The 15,105-nt window shown below is 58.6% G+C and carries 14 protein-coding genes and 1 other RNA gene; 9 read left to right on the forward strand and 6 right to left on the reverse strand.

What is annotated here, in order from left to right:
* The first annotated feature begins 14 nt into the window (after positions 1-14).
* Positions 15-434: RNase P RNA component class A (rnpB, locus tag Enr8_RS22030), an RNA gene on the forward strand.
* An 11-nt stretch (positions 435-445) separates the two neighbouring features.
* Here rnpB and Enr8_RS22035 read toward each other — a convergent pair.
* A complete protein-coding gene (locus Enr8_RS22035) occupies positions 446-796 on the reverse strand; it encodes a hypothetical protein (protein WP_146435885.1) in 351 nt (116 codons plus the stop codon).
* 6 nt (positions 797-802) lie between these two features.
* Positions 803-1,366 (reverse strand): hypothetical protein, encoded by a 564-nt coding sequence (locus Enr8_RS22040; RefSeq protein ID WP_146435887.1) that lies wholly within the window; start codon positions 1,364-1,366, stop codon positions 803-805.
* An 829-nt stretch (positions 1,367-2,195) separates the two neighbouring features.
* On the opposite strand from Enr8_RS22040, the gene Enr8_RS22050 reads away from it, so the two are divergent.
* Positions 2,196-2,798, forward strand: a complete 603-nt coding sequence (locus tag Enr8_RS22050; RefSeq protein WP_146435892.1) for a hypothetical protein — start codon at positions 2,196-2,198, stop codon at positions 2,796-2,798.
* A 12-nt stretch (positions 2,799-2,810) separates the two neighbouring features.
* On the opposite strand, the gene Enr8_RS22055 is transcribed toward Enr8_RS22050, so the two are convergent.
* The gene (locus tag Enr8_RS22055) at positions 2,811-3,527 is read right to left on the reverse strand and encodes a peptidylprolyl isomerase (protein ID WP_222434925.1); all 717 of its coding nucleotides are present in this window, start codon (positions 3,525-3,527) and stop codon (positions 2,811-2,813) included.
* A 229-nt stretch (positions 3,528-3,756) separates the two neighbouring features.
* Between Enr8_RS22055 and Enr8_RS22060 the strand changes: the two genes are divergently transcribed.
* The 3 genes from Enr8_RS22060 (at position 3,757) to Enr8_RS22070 (ending at position 5,205) form a co-directional block, all read left to right on the forward strand.
* Entirely contained in the window at positions 3,757-4,065 is a 309-nt protein-coding gene (locus Enr8_RS22060; protein WP_146435893.1) for a type II toxin-antitoxin system Phd/YefM family antitoxin, read from the forward strand.
* A gap of 244 nt (positions 4,066-4,309) precedes the next feature.
* A complete protein-coding gene (locus Enr8_RS26650) occupies positions 4,310-4,543 on the forward strand; it encodes a type II toxin-antitoxin system RelE/ParE family toxin (RefSeq protein WP_390620212.1) in 234 nt (77 codons plus the stop codon).
* A gap of 140 nt (positions 4,544-4,683) precedes the next feature.
* Entirely contained in the window at positions 4,684-5,205 is a 522-nt protein-coding gene (locus tag Enr8_RS22070) for a TIGR03067 domain-containing protein (protein ID WP_146435896.1), read from the forward strand.
* 9 nt (positions 5,206-5,214) lie between these two features.
* Here the strand turns inward: Enr8_RS22070 and Enr8_RS22075 are convergent, their stop codons facing one another.
* From Enr8_RS22075 to Enr8_RS22085, 3 genes are read right to left on the reverse strand one after another with little or no spacing between them, the layout of a single operon-like run.
* Positions 5,215-6,780 carry a hypothetical protein gene (locus Enr8_RS22075; RefSeq protein WP_146435898.1) on the reverse strand — a complete coding sequence of 522 codons (1,566 nt, stop codon included), beginning with the start codon at positions 6,778-6,780 and terminating at the stop codon, positions 5,215-5,217.
* Positions 6,777-7,772 carry a glycosyltransferase family 2 protein gene (locus tag Enr8_RS22080; RefSeq protein ID WP_146435900.1) on the reverse strand — a complete coding sequence of 332 codons (996 nt, stop codon included), beginning with the start codon at positions 7,770-7,772 and terminating at the stop codon, positions 6,777-6,779. Before Enr8_RS22080 ends, Enr8_RS22075 begins: the two co-directional genes overlap by 4 nt.
* Before the next feature lie 38 nt (positions 7,773-7,810).
* Positions 7,811-8,842: a lysylphosphatidylglycerol synthase transmembrane domain-containing protein gene (locus tag Enr8_RS22085; RefSeq protein WP_186767803.1), complete on the reverse strand. Its 1,032-nt coding sequence runs from the start codon at positions 8,840-8,842 to the stop codon at positions 7,811-7,813.
* 165 nt (positions 8,843-9,007) lie between these two features.
* Here Enr8_RS22085 and Enr8_RS22090 point away from each other — a divergent pair, with 165 nt between their 5' ends.
* The 4 genes from Enr8_RS22090 (at position 9,008) to Enr8_RS22105 (ending at position 15,064) form a co-directional block, all read left to right on the forward strand.
* Positions 9,008-10,579 (forward strand): AI-2E family transporter, encoded by a 1,572-nt coding sequence (locus Enr8_RS22090; RefSeq protein ID WP_186767804.1) that lies wholly within the window; start codon positions 9,008-9,010, stop codon positions 10,577-10,579.
* Between the two features lie 100 nt (positions 10,580-10,679).
* Positions 10,680-12,155 (forward strand): hypothetical protein, encoded by a 1,476-nt coding sequence (locus Enr8_RS22095; protein WP_146435906.1) that lies wholly within the window; start codon positions 10,680-10,682, stop codon positions 12,153-12,155.
* 343 nt (positions 12,156-12,498) lie between these two features.
* Entirely contained in the window at positions 12,499-13,695 is a 1,197-nt protein-coding gene (locus tag Enr8_RS22100; RefSeq protein ID WP_186767805.1) for a TlpA family protein disulfide reductase, read from the forward strand.
* Positions 13,696-13,969: 274 nt separating this feature from the next.
* The gene (locus Enr8_RS22105; protein WP_146435910.1) at positions 13,970-15,064 is read left to right on the forward strand and encodes an alpha/beta hydrolase; all 1,095 of its coding nucleotides are present in this window, start codon (positions 13,970-13,972) and stop codon (positions 15,062-15,064) included.
* Positions 15,065-15,105 lie beyond the last annotated feature (41 nt).

Below are 15,105 nucleotides of genomic sequence, written 5' to 3' on the forward strand. Positions count from 1 at the left end.
TACAAGTTGCCGCGAAAGTAGAACGGATAGTCGCTGGTCGTCGCTCTAACCCGCGGGTAGCGACGGCGAGAGGAAAGTCCGGGCTCCACAGGACAGGGCGGTCGGTAACGCCGACCGGTCGTGAGGCTAGGGAAAGTGCAACAGAAAGCAAACCGCCGAAGCCCCAGTTAAATGGGGCTGGTAAGGGTGAAACGGTGCGGTAAGAGCGCACCAGCAGACGGGGCGACTCGTCTGGCTAGGTAAACCCCGCCCGGAGCAAGGCGAACAGGCAGAAGAACCGCAGCGGCGCAAGTCGCTACGGTTCGCGGTTTCGTCCGAACCGCCACCACTGCCGGGTATGCTGCTAGAGGCGGCGAGCAATCGTCGTCGTAGAGGAATGGCTATCAGCCGCGCTTGCGCGGTTACAAAACCCGGCTTATAGTTTTACTTTCGCGGCTTTTCTTCTTTACTCTTCGAGTCGAATCTTGACGTCGACTTCGTCCCCGTGGGCTTCGATCCGCTGGATCACCTCGCTCAGCTTATCCTTGGCCGACATGCCGATCTCTTTGATTCCGCGGGTCGCCGATTCGCCCAGATCTTTTTCGTCGATGTTTTCTAGCACCAAGGTCCCCTTCTCGACCGCCGCCTTTCCCAGCGGGGCGGTCGCCTCGATGATGCGATCCAATTTTCCTTCGGTTCGCTCAGCGGCGCCGACGACCCGCTCCAGCTTCCCCAACACCTGATAGCCGAAGCCGCCGGCGCCCACGACCAACAGCAGCATCAGACCGATCAGCACGTTTTGTCGCGTTTCGCTCATCGCAAATCACTCCTTCGCCTGCGCGGTGACGTAGTTCGACAGGTGATGCACGTTTTCGGCGAACGTGCGACTACGAATCACGCCCGAGGCGTTGTTTAGTTTTTGATAATGTTTCGTCGTTCCTGGTTTGATCCACGCACCGCGCTCGTCGAGTCCGGCGATCGCCGCCGAGACTTTCGCTACGGAGTAACTGGCCTGCTTCTTCGCCTGGCCCGCGTTCAGCCGATCGAGCGTCCGCGGGCGATAACGCTGGTACTCTTCGGCCAGCGCATCGACTCGCGAGTCGACCGTAAAGCTGTAGTGGGTCGGCACATCAGCGGCGTCGTAGGTTAACTGGTAGTCGTTCGTGAAGTAGAGCGGGCGATTTGTATGCAGTTCGTAAAACCTAGCCAATTTTTTGCCCGGCAACTGTGAACTCTTCAAATAAGCGAGCGCCGCGGGGATCGGCTCCAGGTACTTCGCTTTGCGCAACGTCGCTTTGGCGTCGGCCACCGTCGGCTCGACAGCCGAGACCGCGACTGCCGGTAACGAGCAGGCGAAAACGATCCACAGAAGCTGGGATTTTTTCATAGAACCGAAACTCCAGAAGGGGGCATCGGGAATTTCTCTGATTTTCGGTCCTCGCCGCGCGACACACAAGCAACCAGCAGCCATGAACATGTAATTAGGCGTTCATGTGATCAACCTGGGGGACAAGAAAAGAGCAACGCCCGCTTAGCGAGCGGGCGTCAGGGTGGGCAACTTCTGGGAAACTTCGTTCCGCGAGAGAAAGCGCCGCTTGGGGCGGTTTCTCTAGTGCACGCGGGTCGGCGACGCGAACAGCGCCGGATGGTGACTCCGGGCGGAGAGAAAGGCCTCGGCTTTACGCAGGGCCGTCTCTACCGAGTCCACTGCAGCGACTGGCTGCGCAGAGGACATACTGGGGTCACTCGCCATAAACTCCGCATGGCAATGTTGGCAAGAGACATTACGACCTAGGTCGTTTATCCGCACCTGCAGTCGCCGACCGCAAGTCGGACACTGCTGAATGAAGTAGGTAACGATCGACATCACGGAGTCTCCTACTACCGCAGGACCAATCTCGCCCACTGACGATTGAGTGCGATTGTAGAAAAGTCGGATCCTGGGTTCAACAACCCAGCTTAACAAAGCGAAATTAATTTCCCTTTAAGGCAGGTGAGAGGGATTTTAATTCGCACTAATGAAGTAAATCGGAATTTATGGATTGACGCGAATTGACCGATTCCGCCACCCAAAATGACCGCAAATGCGATAACCAATGCAGAAATCAGAGCTTGCGCGCTCCGCCTGGATTCAATTTGCAAGCTAAAGTTTGCAATAGGAATCAGCAGAGCATCACATTTACTTCTCTGATGCCGCCCCGCATTCTGCCAAGATCATGACTCGCCGCTACCTCGTACAATTTGCATGCGTGATAGCGCTTTTCTCCGCGCTGAGGGAAACGCATGCGCAGAATCTGGCGATTCGCGAGAAGCCATCGTTCGAGCAGATCGAACAGGTCGCCCGACGTCACTTCCTGGCGATCCGCGGTTTCCATGAAGACCAACTGCTGGTCGAGAGCGAAGTCCGCGACTTCTTGCCGCAACTGCGGCAACTTGGCTGGTGGTCGTTTCCGTGGCGCCGAGTCCCCCGCTACAGCCTGTCCGACGATCAATTTATCGTGAACCTGGTCTACGTGCGGCGGCCTCCGGTCGAACTCCCCCGCTGCATCGCGACGCCCGAGAAGGTCTATAACCGGATGGAGCGTCTCTCCTACTCGCCGATCGGCCGCATCCTGCTGTTGGAACTGGTGCAGCGCGACGATTTCTACTCGGCGATTCTGGAAGATCCCGAGACGCTTTGTGCAGAAAGCGACATCTTGTCCGAACTCGACGTCGTCGCCTCGGTCCGCGAGTTGAAGCTCGACGAACCGACCGGCCACGTCTATACGCTGCAGCAATTGGTCGATTCGCTGCGTCGCGAGTATACGACGGTCAACTAAAGCGAAGACGAGTTAGCGCACGCGTTTGGCCGATTGAATCACGACCGTCTCGACCGGCAGACCAGGGAAGCCTTCGACATCTTTGACCGGAGCGGCGGCGATCTTGTCGACCACGTCCATCCCTTCGATCACTTCGCCAAAGACGCAATAGCCATACTTCTTTTCATCATCTTCAACATGATCCAGATTCGGATTGTCGGCCAGGTTGATGAAGAACTGGTTGGTCGCCGTGTGGATGTATTCGGGATCGCGGGTCATCGCGATCGCGCCGCGGACGTTCTTCAAGCCGTTCGCCGCTTCGCTTTGAATTTCGGTGCGGGTCGGCGTCGCTTCGAGATCGGCGGTGAACGATCCGCCCAAAATCATTGAGTCGGTGGCGACATAGTGAAAGATCGTCCCGTCGTAACGACCCGACTCGACGTAGTTGTTCAAAAAGTTGTCGACCGTGGCGGGCGCCTTTTCGGAGTTCAAGCGAAGTTTGATCTCGCCGTAGTTGGTCGTCAAAACGACTTCCGGATGACTCTCGCGGGCCATCGGACGATACGCGTCGGTCATTTCCTCTGGCTCGACCGAGACCGGCGAACCGCTCAGCGAATCTCCCCCGGCCGCCGGAGCAGCCGAACCACCGTCAATCGAAGCGGCAGGCGGACTCGTTTCGCTGCCGCATCCAACGGCGAACAAAACGGAGAGGGCAAGAATCGACAAGAACAGATTGGGATAAGAACGCATTTCGAAAACGCCTCCGTGCGCGCTGGGATGCTGGCAAACGTTGCTGGCGTCTATCTTTGGGATTTTTGCTATTTGACGCAAGCTCGCTTTTTCAGGGGGTGACATTCGCAGAAACCCCGCCCACCAGGGCGCCCGGCGCTCGCCTTACCTACGACAGATCACCTTGTCTTGCGGGGCAACGAGGACTAGCATTTAATAAGCATCAAATTAAATGCGAAAGGAATGCTCCATGCTCAATCTAGAAAATGGCGTCGATTCGCTGACCAACTTCAAGCGACAGACATCGGAGTACTTAAGACAGCTTCACGAAAGCGGCTCGCCAATGGTGCTTACCGTCAACGGCAAGGCGGAAGTGGTCGTGCAGGACGCCGCCGCTTACCAGCGACTCGTCGAACTCGCCGCCCGGGCGGACCAGCAAGAAACCTTGGCCGCCATTCGCACCGGTCTGGCCGATGCCGAAGCAGGCCGAGTGAAGCCAGCCCGGGAGGCGCTAAAGGAGTTGGCGAAGAAGTTCGGCATCTCAGAATCTGATCAATAGCATGGCGTATGACGTCATCTTGACCGCGCGGGCGGAAGCCGATGTAGCGTCGGTGCTTCGGTGGTTTCACGACCAACAGGCAATCATCGCGGGCAACCGATGGTTCGGCCATTTGATGATAAAACTAACTGCCTTTTGAAAAATGCCATCGTGGCATTTTTCAACCTCGCCAGGCTCAGAGCATAGCTCTTCGCGGCTCGCAAAATAACGACTTACGTCGTTAATTTGGGATCGCATCCCTGCGATCACGCAGTCCGTCGAGAAAATCAACGAACTGCTAACCACGCTGGAAAACCATCCGCAGCGCGGCGACTTGGCCGCGGAATCGGAGGAGATCGGGCAGGAAATCCGCGAAGTATTGCTTGGACATCGCCGATACAAGCATCGCATTCTGTTCCAGGTCAGCAGTCACGTCGTCACCATATTACGCGTGCGGCACAGTTCGCGTGACTCCTTCACCCGAGAATATCTATCCTGATTCAAAAATTTGCAGTCGAACCGATGGAAACGTAGATTGATAAGGTCTACCCCGTTTCCGTCGCCTGGTTCACGATAGTGCACGGATGAAATCTTGAAGTCGGCACTCCGATCGCAATTTTCGTAAAAGGCTCTCCTTCCATGAAGACGCACCAGACAAGCTCACGCCAATCCCTGCTAGTTCTCTCCGCCTCCCTGCTCCTCTTGATCGCGACCTGCTTTTCTGCGACCCCAACTTTCGCTGCGGATGACGCAGATGCCATTCAAGGAACGTGGAACTTTGTCGAAGGTGAAGTGAACGGAACCTCGCTCGGCGAGATCCTCAAACGGCAAGGCATCACCAAGATGCAGGTCCAGTTCTCGGACGATGTCATGTCGATGTCGGGATTTGGTCCTCGCAATCAGCAGTGGGAATTCTCGCTGGATGAGACGAAGAATCCGAAAGAGGTTCGACTCGTCGCGGTCGAAACCGCTGGAAAGGCGGCAAAAGGGACGAAGCTTACCGCGATCTACGAGCTTGAAGGAGACCAGTTGAAGCTTTGCCTGCCGGGCGACGAAACGGTCGGCGTACCCAAGGATTTCAAGGCGCCCGCCGAATCACGACTTTCGTCCCTGATGCTGAAGCGTCAAACCGACAAAGAAGAATCCCCCGCCAAACCGTAATGCAATCGCCTACAGCCAGCCCAGGTATTCCTGATACCGATAAATCCACGGATGCGACCACGGGTTGAGCGCCGGGTAAGCGGCCGATGCCGCCGAGATCAGCAGCAACAGCGCCGCCAGCCAACAGGCCCACCGTCGCTTCGCGCACCAATCGGCGGCCGGTTGAAGCGTGACCAGCCAAAGCGGGATCAGCCAGAAGAGCCAACGGAAGCCAGAGCAAACGCCGCCGTAGTTGCGATCCTTCAGCGGGCGGAAGGTATAGAACAGCACGCAGACGATCGTCAGCGTGGCGATCATGATCGTCACGTCCCGCCATTGGCGATCGTCGCCGCGCAGTAGCATCACGCCGCCGACGACCGACAAAATCCAGATCGGCGTCAGCGAGAAGACGCCATGATGCCCGACCAACATGTGGAAGAGGTACGTCAGCCGCGACTGTTCGCCCAGGTCGACCCCCTTCTTCACGCCGTCGCGCCAGTAAGTGTCGGCATAGTCGTACCAGCGATCCCAGGTGCGAACCTCGATTACATTATCGACCTTTTGCAGCGCCCAGCGGCGATCGACGATTGGGTCATCCAACACCCAGCGGTCCCCGGCTTCGCGAACCTGAAGTTCCGGCGTCTCTGAGAGCTGCACGTCCAACGCGGCGAACTTTGCCCGGACCGGTTCCGGCACTTCTCCCTGGTCGAGTTCGGCCGCCGCTGCATCTACATCCAGCGTGGCGATTGCCGGACCATCGCTACGGTGCGCGTACGGCGGCTTCCAACTTCCATGGGCCCAGTAGGTCGTCCCAAACGAAGCGATCGCCACCAACAACGCGCCCGGCACGCCGGCAACGAGCGTCTTGGCAGGCGCCTTGATCAGCAAGGCCAAACCGAGCAGCCCCAGCAGCGACAGCGCCGGCAAGTCATTCGCCGCCGCAAATGCTGCGGCAAACCCAGCGCCAAAAAAGAGCCATGCGTCCCGTTTGCCATCGATCCAGATCCGCGTTCCCAGGTCAATCGCCACCATCGTCGCAACGGCGGCGACCAAATGGTTGTTGATTGTGATGGCGAACGTCGTCAGAAACGTGCCGAATGCCGCCGTGGTGAAGATAAACAGGCGTCCCCAATCGCTGCGACCGTAACGCTCCAGCATCGCAATCAGCGACGCGAACATCACCAGCAGCAAACCGACGTTGGTGATCACCAACATGATCCGGGCGACGTAAAATGGATAACTGCCGAGCGACAATCCCATCCCATTTTTGATCACCCAATATTCGCCCGCCAACATCACCGCCATCAGCGGCGGCTTGCTCGAATAGTAATGACGTTTGCCATCCGCGCCGACGTGGTAGACCTTGTCGATCGAATCCCAGCGGCGATCGGCGATCACATCGTCGATGGCGAACGTGCCGTAGTCAACCAAGGATCGGACCGTCGCCCAGCGGCTGCGGTCATTGGCGCTCATAAAGGGATGCTTGCCATGGTTGGCCGACATCTGGCCGATGCGGCCAATGATCGTGCCGACGCTCACGGCGATCAGCAACACGTAAATCGCCAGGCGCAATTGTCGGTTGGCGTCGTCGGTCATACGGTCGTATCAGAGCTGGTCGTGTCAGGAAGTTTGGTATAGCCGGACGTTTCCGAGATCGAATAGGGCGCCTGGCCGTGAGAGTTCTGCGCGGTGATCAATTCAGCCAACAGCCCGACCATCAGGAACTGGGTTCCCAACAATAGCGCCGTGATCACGTAGAAGATCATCGCCGTTTCATGAATGTGAATCGGATTCAAACCGAGCGCCGGAATGCGCGACAACACCCACCACAGCGCCAAGATCACCATCCCCAAGCCGCCAAAGGCGAAAAAGGCCAAGCCGATGCCACCCAGCAAATGCTGCGGACGTTGGCCGAACCCGGTGATGAACTTGACGGTCAGCAGATCAAGGAAGCCTTTGAAGATCCGGAAGAAGCCATACTTCGACTGGCCGAACTGCCGAGCCCGGTGATTGACGACGATCTCCCCCACTTTCCAACCGCGGGCCGCCGCCAACACCGGCACAAACCGATGCAATTCGCCATACAGGCGAACCTCGTCAAAGATCTCGCGGCGATAACATTTGAAGCCGCAGTTGTGATCATGCAGCCGCACGCCGGTCAATGTGCTGACCATCCAGTTGAAGATCCGCGACGGCAACACTTTGTGCCACGGGTCATGGCGGACTTGCTTGTAGCCGCTGACGACGTCGAGCCCGCTGTCAAGCTTCTCCAGGAATCGAGGAATCTCGGCTGGATCGTCTTGCAGGTCCGCGTCCAGCGTCAGCACCAGGTCGCCGCGAGCCGCCCGAAACCCAGCATCCAGCGCCGCCGCTTTGCCAAAATTACGACGAAAGCGAATCGCATTCACATTCGGATCGCTGTCGGCCAGTTCCTGCTCGACCTTCCACGAACCATCTTTGGAACCATCGTCAACAAAAATGATTTCGATCTGATAATCATTAGCGGCGGCGACATCGGTGAGTTCGCGATGAAGCTCTCGCAGGCTATCTTCTTCGTTATAGACGGGGATGACGGCGGAAAGACGCAAGGCGTATCTCGTTTCTTTTCGATCGGCCAGACGCCGCGTTAACGGGCGATCGGCGGGGTGGGAACCGAATCGTCGACGGGCGCATCGGCTGCTTTACGTCGCGAAAGGGCGAAAGGGAGAATATACAGGATAATTGAGATTACGATTTCCGCCACCATCCAAGAAACCCGCAACAGCACCGCCGACACCACCGCCACCGGCCGGCCGAAGACCGGCGCCGTCAGCTGCATCAGGATCAGCTCGCGAATTCCAAACCCACCAGGTAGCAAAGAAACAAACCCCGCAATCATCGCCAGCGCCACCGAGGCAATCAGCAGCGGCAACGTCTGCCACATTTCGGGCGCCGCCGCGACAGCGCCCGGAATCGATCGCATCGCGGCCAGATAACTGAGCCCCATCAGCGTCCAGGCAATAAAGTAGAAAACCCAGCCGATTCCCATCAGGCCGTAGTTGAGCCCGTGCATGTGCTCTTCCAGTCGCGGATTCAGCCGCGTGATCCGCAGCAAGACGATCACCTTGCGAAAGATCGGCGGCAAAGTCGGCACAAACGCGCACAGTCCCAAAGCCGCCGCCACCGCCAACAGAATCGTCTGCTCGCGAAACAGCACCGCCAGGATCACGCCGGAGTACGCGGCGCCGACCGCGATCATGGTCAGCGTCTCAATAAAAACCGCCACGACGGCGACCGTTTTTTCGACATGCGGCCCCTGAATCAGGCTGGTCCGCAACACGACCACCATCGCCTTGCCGGGGACATATTTGCCGAGATGGCCGATAAAGAAGGCCCGTACCGCCATCCCATACGACGGCTGTTGCCCCAGCGCCCGCAGGACAAAGTACCAATAAGAGGCCATCGGCAGCGACGCGAGCGCGTAGATGGCGCCCGCGACCACGAGCCATTGCCACTGGATCGCGCCGACCGACTCGCCATGGGCGCCCATATCCTGGACCGCCTTGGAGACGTTCCACCAGACCCCCGCGACCACGACGAGAAAGATGACAATCTTCGCTGCCAGCGTCAGCCAACTCTTCCATGATTTTTTCGGAGAGGATTCTTCGGTCGGGGGCACCAGCAAACTCAACTCAGGTAATTTCTAGGTAACAATCCGAGTTTATTCTGTGCCGAAACCGATTTCGCCACAAGCGCAGCTGCCGCGCGGCGAAATCCAGTCTGATAAAATGCGTCGCAAACGCAATTCTCACCCCAGCCAAGCCAAATGCCGGATTCGCCACGTATGACTTCGCCGAAAATGTTCTCCTTCTGGGCGCTGCTGGCCATTGTGGCGGTCGCCGCCTTTTTTACCTACCAGGTAATGTCGATCTTTCTAGTGCCGATGTTCCTGGCGGCGATCCTGGTGGTGATTTTTCGGCCGCTGCATGACTGGATGCTGCAAAAGCTGAAAGGCCGCAACGCCCTGGCCGCCGGAGCGACGACGCTGGTCATCTTGCTGATCGTGCTGGTCCCGATGATCGGCATTTTCTCAATGGCGATCAAAGAAACGATCGACCTGGTCCGCAGCGACGACCAGCCCAAAGTCGAGGTCCGGCTCGATCGGCTGCGGAATCGGCTAGGCCTGACAATCCCCAATCCGCCCCTTTACCATCAGATTGTCGAGGAGATCGACAACCTGATCGAAACGCCCCCGACCGGGCGATCGGCCGATGCGGCGACCGCGCTGATCACGCAATTACGGGACGATCTCAATAACTATCGGGAAGATCTCGGCGAGGCGACGATCCAGGAGATCGAAGCGGGAGGCGACGCCGAACTCGAAAACCACGATCAGCTGATCGCCGACGCCCGGGCAGGAAAGATCGAACAGATCGCTGTCGACCTAGAGCAAGATCCTCAGTTGGGGACCATGTCGGCAGACGCGTTTTCTCGCTGGCGGACGATGTCGGAAGCGATCGATATCGCCAACGCCCAATTGGGCGAGATCCTCGATGCGGTCAAGAACGAACAGCTCACCCCGGGCGATCTAATTTTCGCCTCGCGGATGGAAGATGTCCGCGCCGCGCTCCGCCGCCAGACCGTCGCCTATCTGGGCGGGCAGCCGATGGCCACCTTGCGGCTCTACGCAAACCCGGGCGATCGCGAGGCGTCGCGCTTCCAGGCCGTCGCCATCGATCGCCTAGAGACCTACGTTCTGCCGGTCACCGGCGCCGGAACCAAGTTTGTCGGCGGCCTAGTGCTGGGGATCGGCATCTTGATCCTTAGCTTGTACTACTTCTTCTACGACGGGCCGGCGCTGATCAGCGCCGCGATGCGACTTTCGCCGCTCGATGATGAATACGAACGCCAGCTGATCGAAGAGTTCAGCCGCGTCTCTCGCGCCGTCGTGCTGGCGACGCTGCTATCGGCAGTCGCGCAAGGAATTTTGGCCGGCATTGGCTTTTGGTTCTGCGGGCTCGAATCGGTCTTCTTGCTGATGTTCCTCACCATGACGCTGGCGATGGTGCCGTTTGCTGGCGCCGCATCGGTTTGGGTGCCGGTCAGCATTTGGCTGATCGTCGCCGAGGAAAAAATGGCCGCCGGCATAGGCTTGGCAATCTACGGGGTTGCGGTCATTTCGCTGGTCGACAACATCATCAAGCCGTTCGTTTTGCATGGTCAATCGAAGTTACACCCGCTGCTGGCGCTGCTATCGGTGCTCGGCGGCGTGTCGGCGCTGGGGCCGATCGGCATCTTGGTCGGACCGATGTTGGTCGCATTTATGCAAGTCTTGTTGAACATGTTGCGCGGAGAACTCGTAAAAATGGGCGAGGCGGAGTCGCTCAAGGATACAAACTTGAGGAAATCCTCTTAACGGCCAGGGATTGCTTGCAAATGTCGCTTTCCTGTTCCCGGCATTCTAGTTACGATGATGCCGGCAATTTTACGCCAGTGCCGTACGAGGAGATGGAAACGTGTACGCCGCCGCTCTATTACTTGCAACCGCCGCCGTTGGAGTCGACACCGGTTGGCAGCCCGCTCAGGATGATCCGCAGAGCGTGCAATACATCATTCAGATCGAGCCGGAAGTGCTGCAGAAGATGCTGCGCGACGGGACTCCGATCGACAGCATCGTCCCTCCGGATGTGCCTGGCGGCGTCATCCGTTGTTTCCGCGTGCAACTGGGCGAAGACGAACTTCCCCGCGAAATGCCGGCGGTCGCCAAAGCAGGCTACAACGCCGAAATTGAAAACGACAACGCGACGCTTCACAAAATGGTCGAAGCGGAACCGCTCGCTTTGAACCCGGCGCCCGACAATCGCTCGGCCGCGTCAACCGCCGCACCTGCGCTCGACACGCTGGCCCAATCGCCGACGCCCCGTTATAGCTCGGCGCTGAGCCCCGGCGGTTCGACCTTTCCCAGCAGTTCGGCCGGCGCCGGTACGCCGCTGAACCCGACCACGCGGACCGCCAATGCTGCCGACGCCAATCCGTCGCTCAGCGGAACCGGCAGCAGTTTCTCAATCCCCGGCGGCAGCACCACCACCCCAGTTAGATCTTCGACGCCAAGCAGCCGTTTTGCGCCATCGACGCCCGCGACCAGCACGCCGACTGCCAACAGCGCGAGGTCTTCCACGTATCCCCGCAGCGGCTCCTCGAACACGCCGACCAGCAATCCGAGCAGCGAGTACCCGCAGTACACCTCGCCGCCGCTCAACACACCGACCCGCAACGACACGGTTCCGCTGGGCGGAACGAGCAACGGCGGCAATAGCTATGGACGCTTCAGCGATTCGTATGCCACGCCCGGCAGCAGCAACAACTACTCGCCGGGCCAAAGCGGCGCCAACAACTCCGGCAACCTGACGCCGATCAACAGCACTCCCCCCAGCGCAAACAACAACCCGCAAAACAATAACAACGGCGGCAACTACACTCCCCCGTCGAACAACCAGCAGCAGCAACCGCCCAACAATAACAACAACTATCAGCAGCCGGGCAACAACTACCAACAACCGCCTCAACAGCAGCAGCCGTACCCGCAACAGCCGCCGGTTCCGTACAGTCAGCCCGGCTACGTCAACACTTTCCAACCGAACCCGTACATGCCGAACATGGGCTATCCGCCGCAATACAACCCGTACTTGGCGGCGCTGCCCGGCTTTGGGGCTCCGGCGCTGACGCCCCCGGCGCAGCAACAACCGGCTGCCCAAACGCCCCCGCCCGCCGCACAACCCCCGGCGCCTTCCCCCAGCGATCGCCCGGCGAGGGACCTGGAAGAAGAGCCGACGAAACCGGCCGAACCAGTCGAACGTCCTTACTGGATGTTGGTAATCGTCGCCTTCCTGTCGCTCGGCTTCAACATCTACATGGGCTGGATGGTCGTCGACTTCCGCACCAAGTACCGCGACATCCTGGCCGGCTTCCGCGAGTTGAAAGCGGCCAATTAGTCACTCGCGACAACTGAACAACGAAAGAAGACGCCCCTGCGGCGTCTTTTTTTGTGCGCCGCGCACATCGAGCTTGCGAGGCAGCCACACCACTGCAATCTAAAACTCTGCAAGGCCCCACACACTTTCGGCTTGCGACCCTGTTGCAAAAATAACGCACGAAAAGGGCGCAGAACTTAGCGGTTTCTAGTCCCTTCAGCGGCAAACTTGCCCGCGTTTTGGTCAGGCGGTTGTTAGAATGCCGTTTTCCCCTGGCGCGCGAACTCTCGAGGAATCGACCATTCGCCTGCTTCCCCCTGCATGCCCCGCTTCGTTTCGTCATTACCTGGAAGATGAGGTCTTCATGTCCTTTTTGATGCACCGCTTGCGTGCTTCGTTGTTCGCCGTCGCGACCCTCGCGACCCCGGTTTGGGCTCTGTCTCACGTCACGTTGGCCGCCGAAGCGCCGGCCGTCGAACCAGCGGTCGCCGTTGATTTTGATCCGGCCGCTTCGACCAACGTCGACGCGCTTGCCGCTCACTTGGATACCGTCCGCCGTGAAATGGGGGAACTGCAAGGAACTGCCAAAGAGCAGAAAATGGCGTTCATCAAATTGATGCGTGAATTGAGCGTGACTTGCCAACGCATTATTGATCTCGATGGAACCGGCCTCCCGCGAAAAAAAGCGCATACCTTCAAGATCGTCTCGCATTGCGCGATCGCCGGCGCCACTGGCGACGACGCCGACAAAGCCGCCTTCGACGCAGCGGTCGACGAAGGCCTGGCCATTAACGACTCCGGCACGGTAACGGTCACCATTTTCCACATGCTGGATGACCACGTTCGGGCCACGATGCACGGCAAGCAACGCGATCTCGATCAGATGCTGGCCGACGCTCAGAAGAAAATTGACATGACCCAACCCGGCCTCCCTGGACTGGTCGCTGCGAAGGTGATTGCTCCCTACTTTGTCGGCGCCAATCGTCCTGAAGGGCTGAAGATGCTCGAGACCGCGATCGCGCTGAACGCCGATTCCAACAATCCAGAAGTTCAACAGCTGCGAGACAAGGTGGAAGGACTCTACCGTCGTTCGACGATCATCGGCAAGCCGCTCGAACTGAGCGGCACGATGCTGGACGGGTCGGAACTCGACTGGTCCGCCTATCGCGGCAAGGTCGTGCTGGTCGACTTCTTCGCCACCTGGTGCGGTCCGTGCCGCGCTGAGATGCCGCATGTGCTGGAGATGTACGAGAAGTACCAAGACCACGGGTTTGAAGTCCTGGGGATCTCGCTCGATGATTCTCGCGAGAACGCCGAAAGCTACGTCGCCGAAATGAAGCTCCCCTGGAAAACGATGTTCCCGGTCGAAGAAGCCGATCGCGGTTGGAATCACCCGCTGGTCACTTACCTGGGCATCGACGCCATCCCGCAAGCGATCCTGGTTGACCAAGACGGCAACGTCATCAACCTGAACGCCCGCGGCGACAAGCTGACCAGCGAGCTGCAGCGACTACTCGCCCCGGCCCCCGTCGCGCCGCTAACGTCGGAAGAAAAATCGTAACCCAGCGGTAGGGCAGGCCGTGCCTGCCGAATGCGTCGTCCACTGCAAAAGCCCACGTTTCTCCCCAACGAAACGCGGGCTTTTCGCTGCGTGATCCGCTAAGGTAGGGTGCGTCTGGACGCACCAAGCCCTGTCGCTGGATGTCGAATTACCATCGCGTGGCAACGCAAAGGGCCCAGCCGATACGCCCTCCGGACATTTAGAGAAGTCCAGATTTTCGCCGCTTCTTGGTGCGTCTCGACGCACCCTACCCCGGATATTGGAGTGCGCTCGCATGGTTCGGTTCATCATCCTCGTACTGATGACATGCTCACTATGCGTGACTTCCGCTTACGCCCAGTTCAACATCAGATCTACCCCGCCGCCAGACGCCGTTTTTGGTGAGCCAGATGAAAATGGCGCTCGACTAGTCACCTTCACCACCTATTCCAGTACGGCTCCGGTCGTTGGAATTGTTAGCCCCGATCTTTTTCCTGACACCAACCAGGGACTCGGCGAGAAGATGAATCAAGTTGAGCAGCATCGCTTCATGACCATCCTCGGTCCAATACCCCCTGGCGTCTATCGTTATCGCTACACTTGCGACGACGCCGGCCGATGGCGTCAGCTCCGTTTTCCCGATGCGACGCCGGTCGACTTGCGCGACATTCCGCATGGCGTCGTCGCCGGCATCAATTACTACAGCCCATATCAGCAGTCGTTCGCCCAGTTTCATATCTACACGCCCCCGGGTTATGAGTGGAACGACAAAGCGTATCCAGTGCTCTACATCCTCTGTGATCGCAGCGAGTCGAGCGAAACCTGGGGGCAACTCAGCCGCGTGAATTTACTGCTCGACAATCTGATTGACGCCGGCCAGGCACAGCCCATGTTCCTGGTCGTCTGCCCAGCCCCAGAAGTTCGCTTTACCGAAGACGATGAATTTCGCGACGAAATCCGGCGATATTTAGAGCGCAACTATCGCGTGCTTCCTGGTGCCGAGCAGCGAGCTGTCTTTGGCAGCGCGATCGTCGACCGTGCTTTCAAGGAATTCGGCAGCTTCGGCTACATCGCCAATATCGACGCCCCCACCACCTACTTTCCCTTCCGCGATCCCGAGCGCGAACTCCCCACCTGGCAGCAGCATCACCAGCATCACCAGCGTCACCTGAACGACGAAGAGCGCCGAAAAAAGGTGCGGCTCATTTGGTTCGGCTATCCTCACGGCGACGAACACGCCGCCAAAGCCGACCAGCTTGCGCTCCTGCTGACGCAGCACCACTTCCCAGTCGAAGTCTATCGATCCAACAAAACCAACCGCTGGCAAGACCGCCGCGACTATCTGATCGAGCTGTTGCCGAAGTTGTTTCAGCCGGATCCCGAGAACTAGCGCGAGACAGACGCGTCCGCACCATTTATACTAGGGAAATC

Origin of the sequence: Blastopirellula retiformator (genome assembly GCF_007859755.1) — a bacterium.
Lineage (GTDB): Bacteria > Planctomycetota > Planctomycetia > Pirellulales > Pirellulaceae > Blastopirellula > Blastopirellula retiformator.

Coding starts and splice junctions, on each gene's coding strand:
- Enr8_RS22060 (WP_146435893.1), top strand. CDS start 3,757: ATGCTCAATCTAGAAAATGGCGTCGATTCGCTGACCAACTTCAAGCGA.
- Enr8_RS22100 (WP_186767805.1), top strand. CDS start 12,499: ATGTCCTTTTTGATGCACCGCTTGCGTGCTTCGTTGTTCGCCGTCGCG.
- Enr8_RS22070 (WP_146435896.1), top strand. CDS start 4,684: ATGAAGACGCACCAGACAAGCTCACGCCAATCCCTGCTAGTTCTCTCC.
- Enr8_RS22105 (WP_146435910.1), top strand. CDS start 13,970: ATGGTTCGGTTCATCATCCTCGTACTGATGACATGCTCACTATGCGTG.
- Enr8_RS22055 (WP_222434925.1), bottom strand. CDS start 3,527: ATGCGTTCTTATCCCAATCTGTTCTTGTCGATTCTTGCCCTCTCCGTT.
- Enr8_RS22090 (WP_186767804.1), top strand. CDS start 9,008: ATGACTTCGCCGAAAATGTTCTCCTTCTGGGCGCTGCTGGCCATTGTG.
- Enr8_RS22040 (WP_146435887.1), bottom strand. CDS start 1,366: ATGAAAAAATCCCAGCTTCTGTGGATCGTTTTCGCCTGCTCGTTACCG.
- Enr8_RS22075 (WP_146435898.1), bottom strand. CDS start 6,780: ATGACCGACGACGCCAACCGACAATTGCGCCTGGCGATTTACGTGTTG.
- Enr8_RS22035 (WP_146435885.1), bottom strand. CDS start 796: ATGAGCGAAACGCGACAAAACGTGCTGATCGGTCTGATGCTGCTGTTG.
- Enr8_RS22050 (WP_146435892.1), top strand. CDS start 2,196: ATGACTCGCCGCTACCTCGTACAATTTGCATGCGTGATAGCGCTTTTC.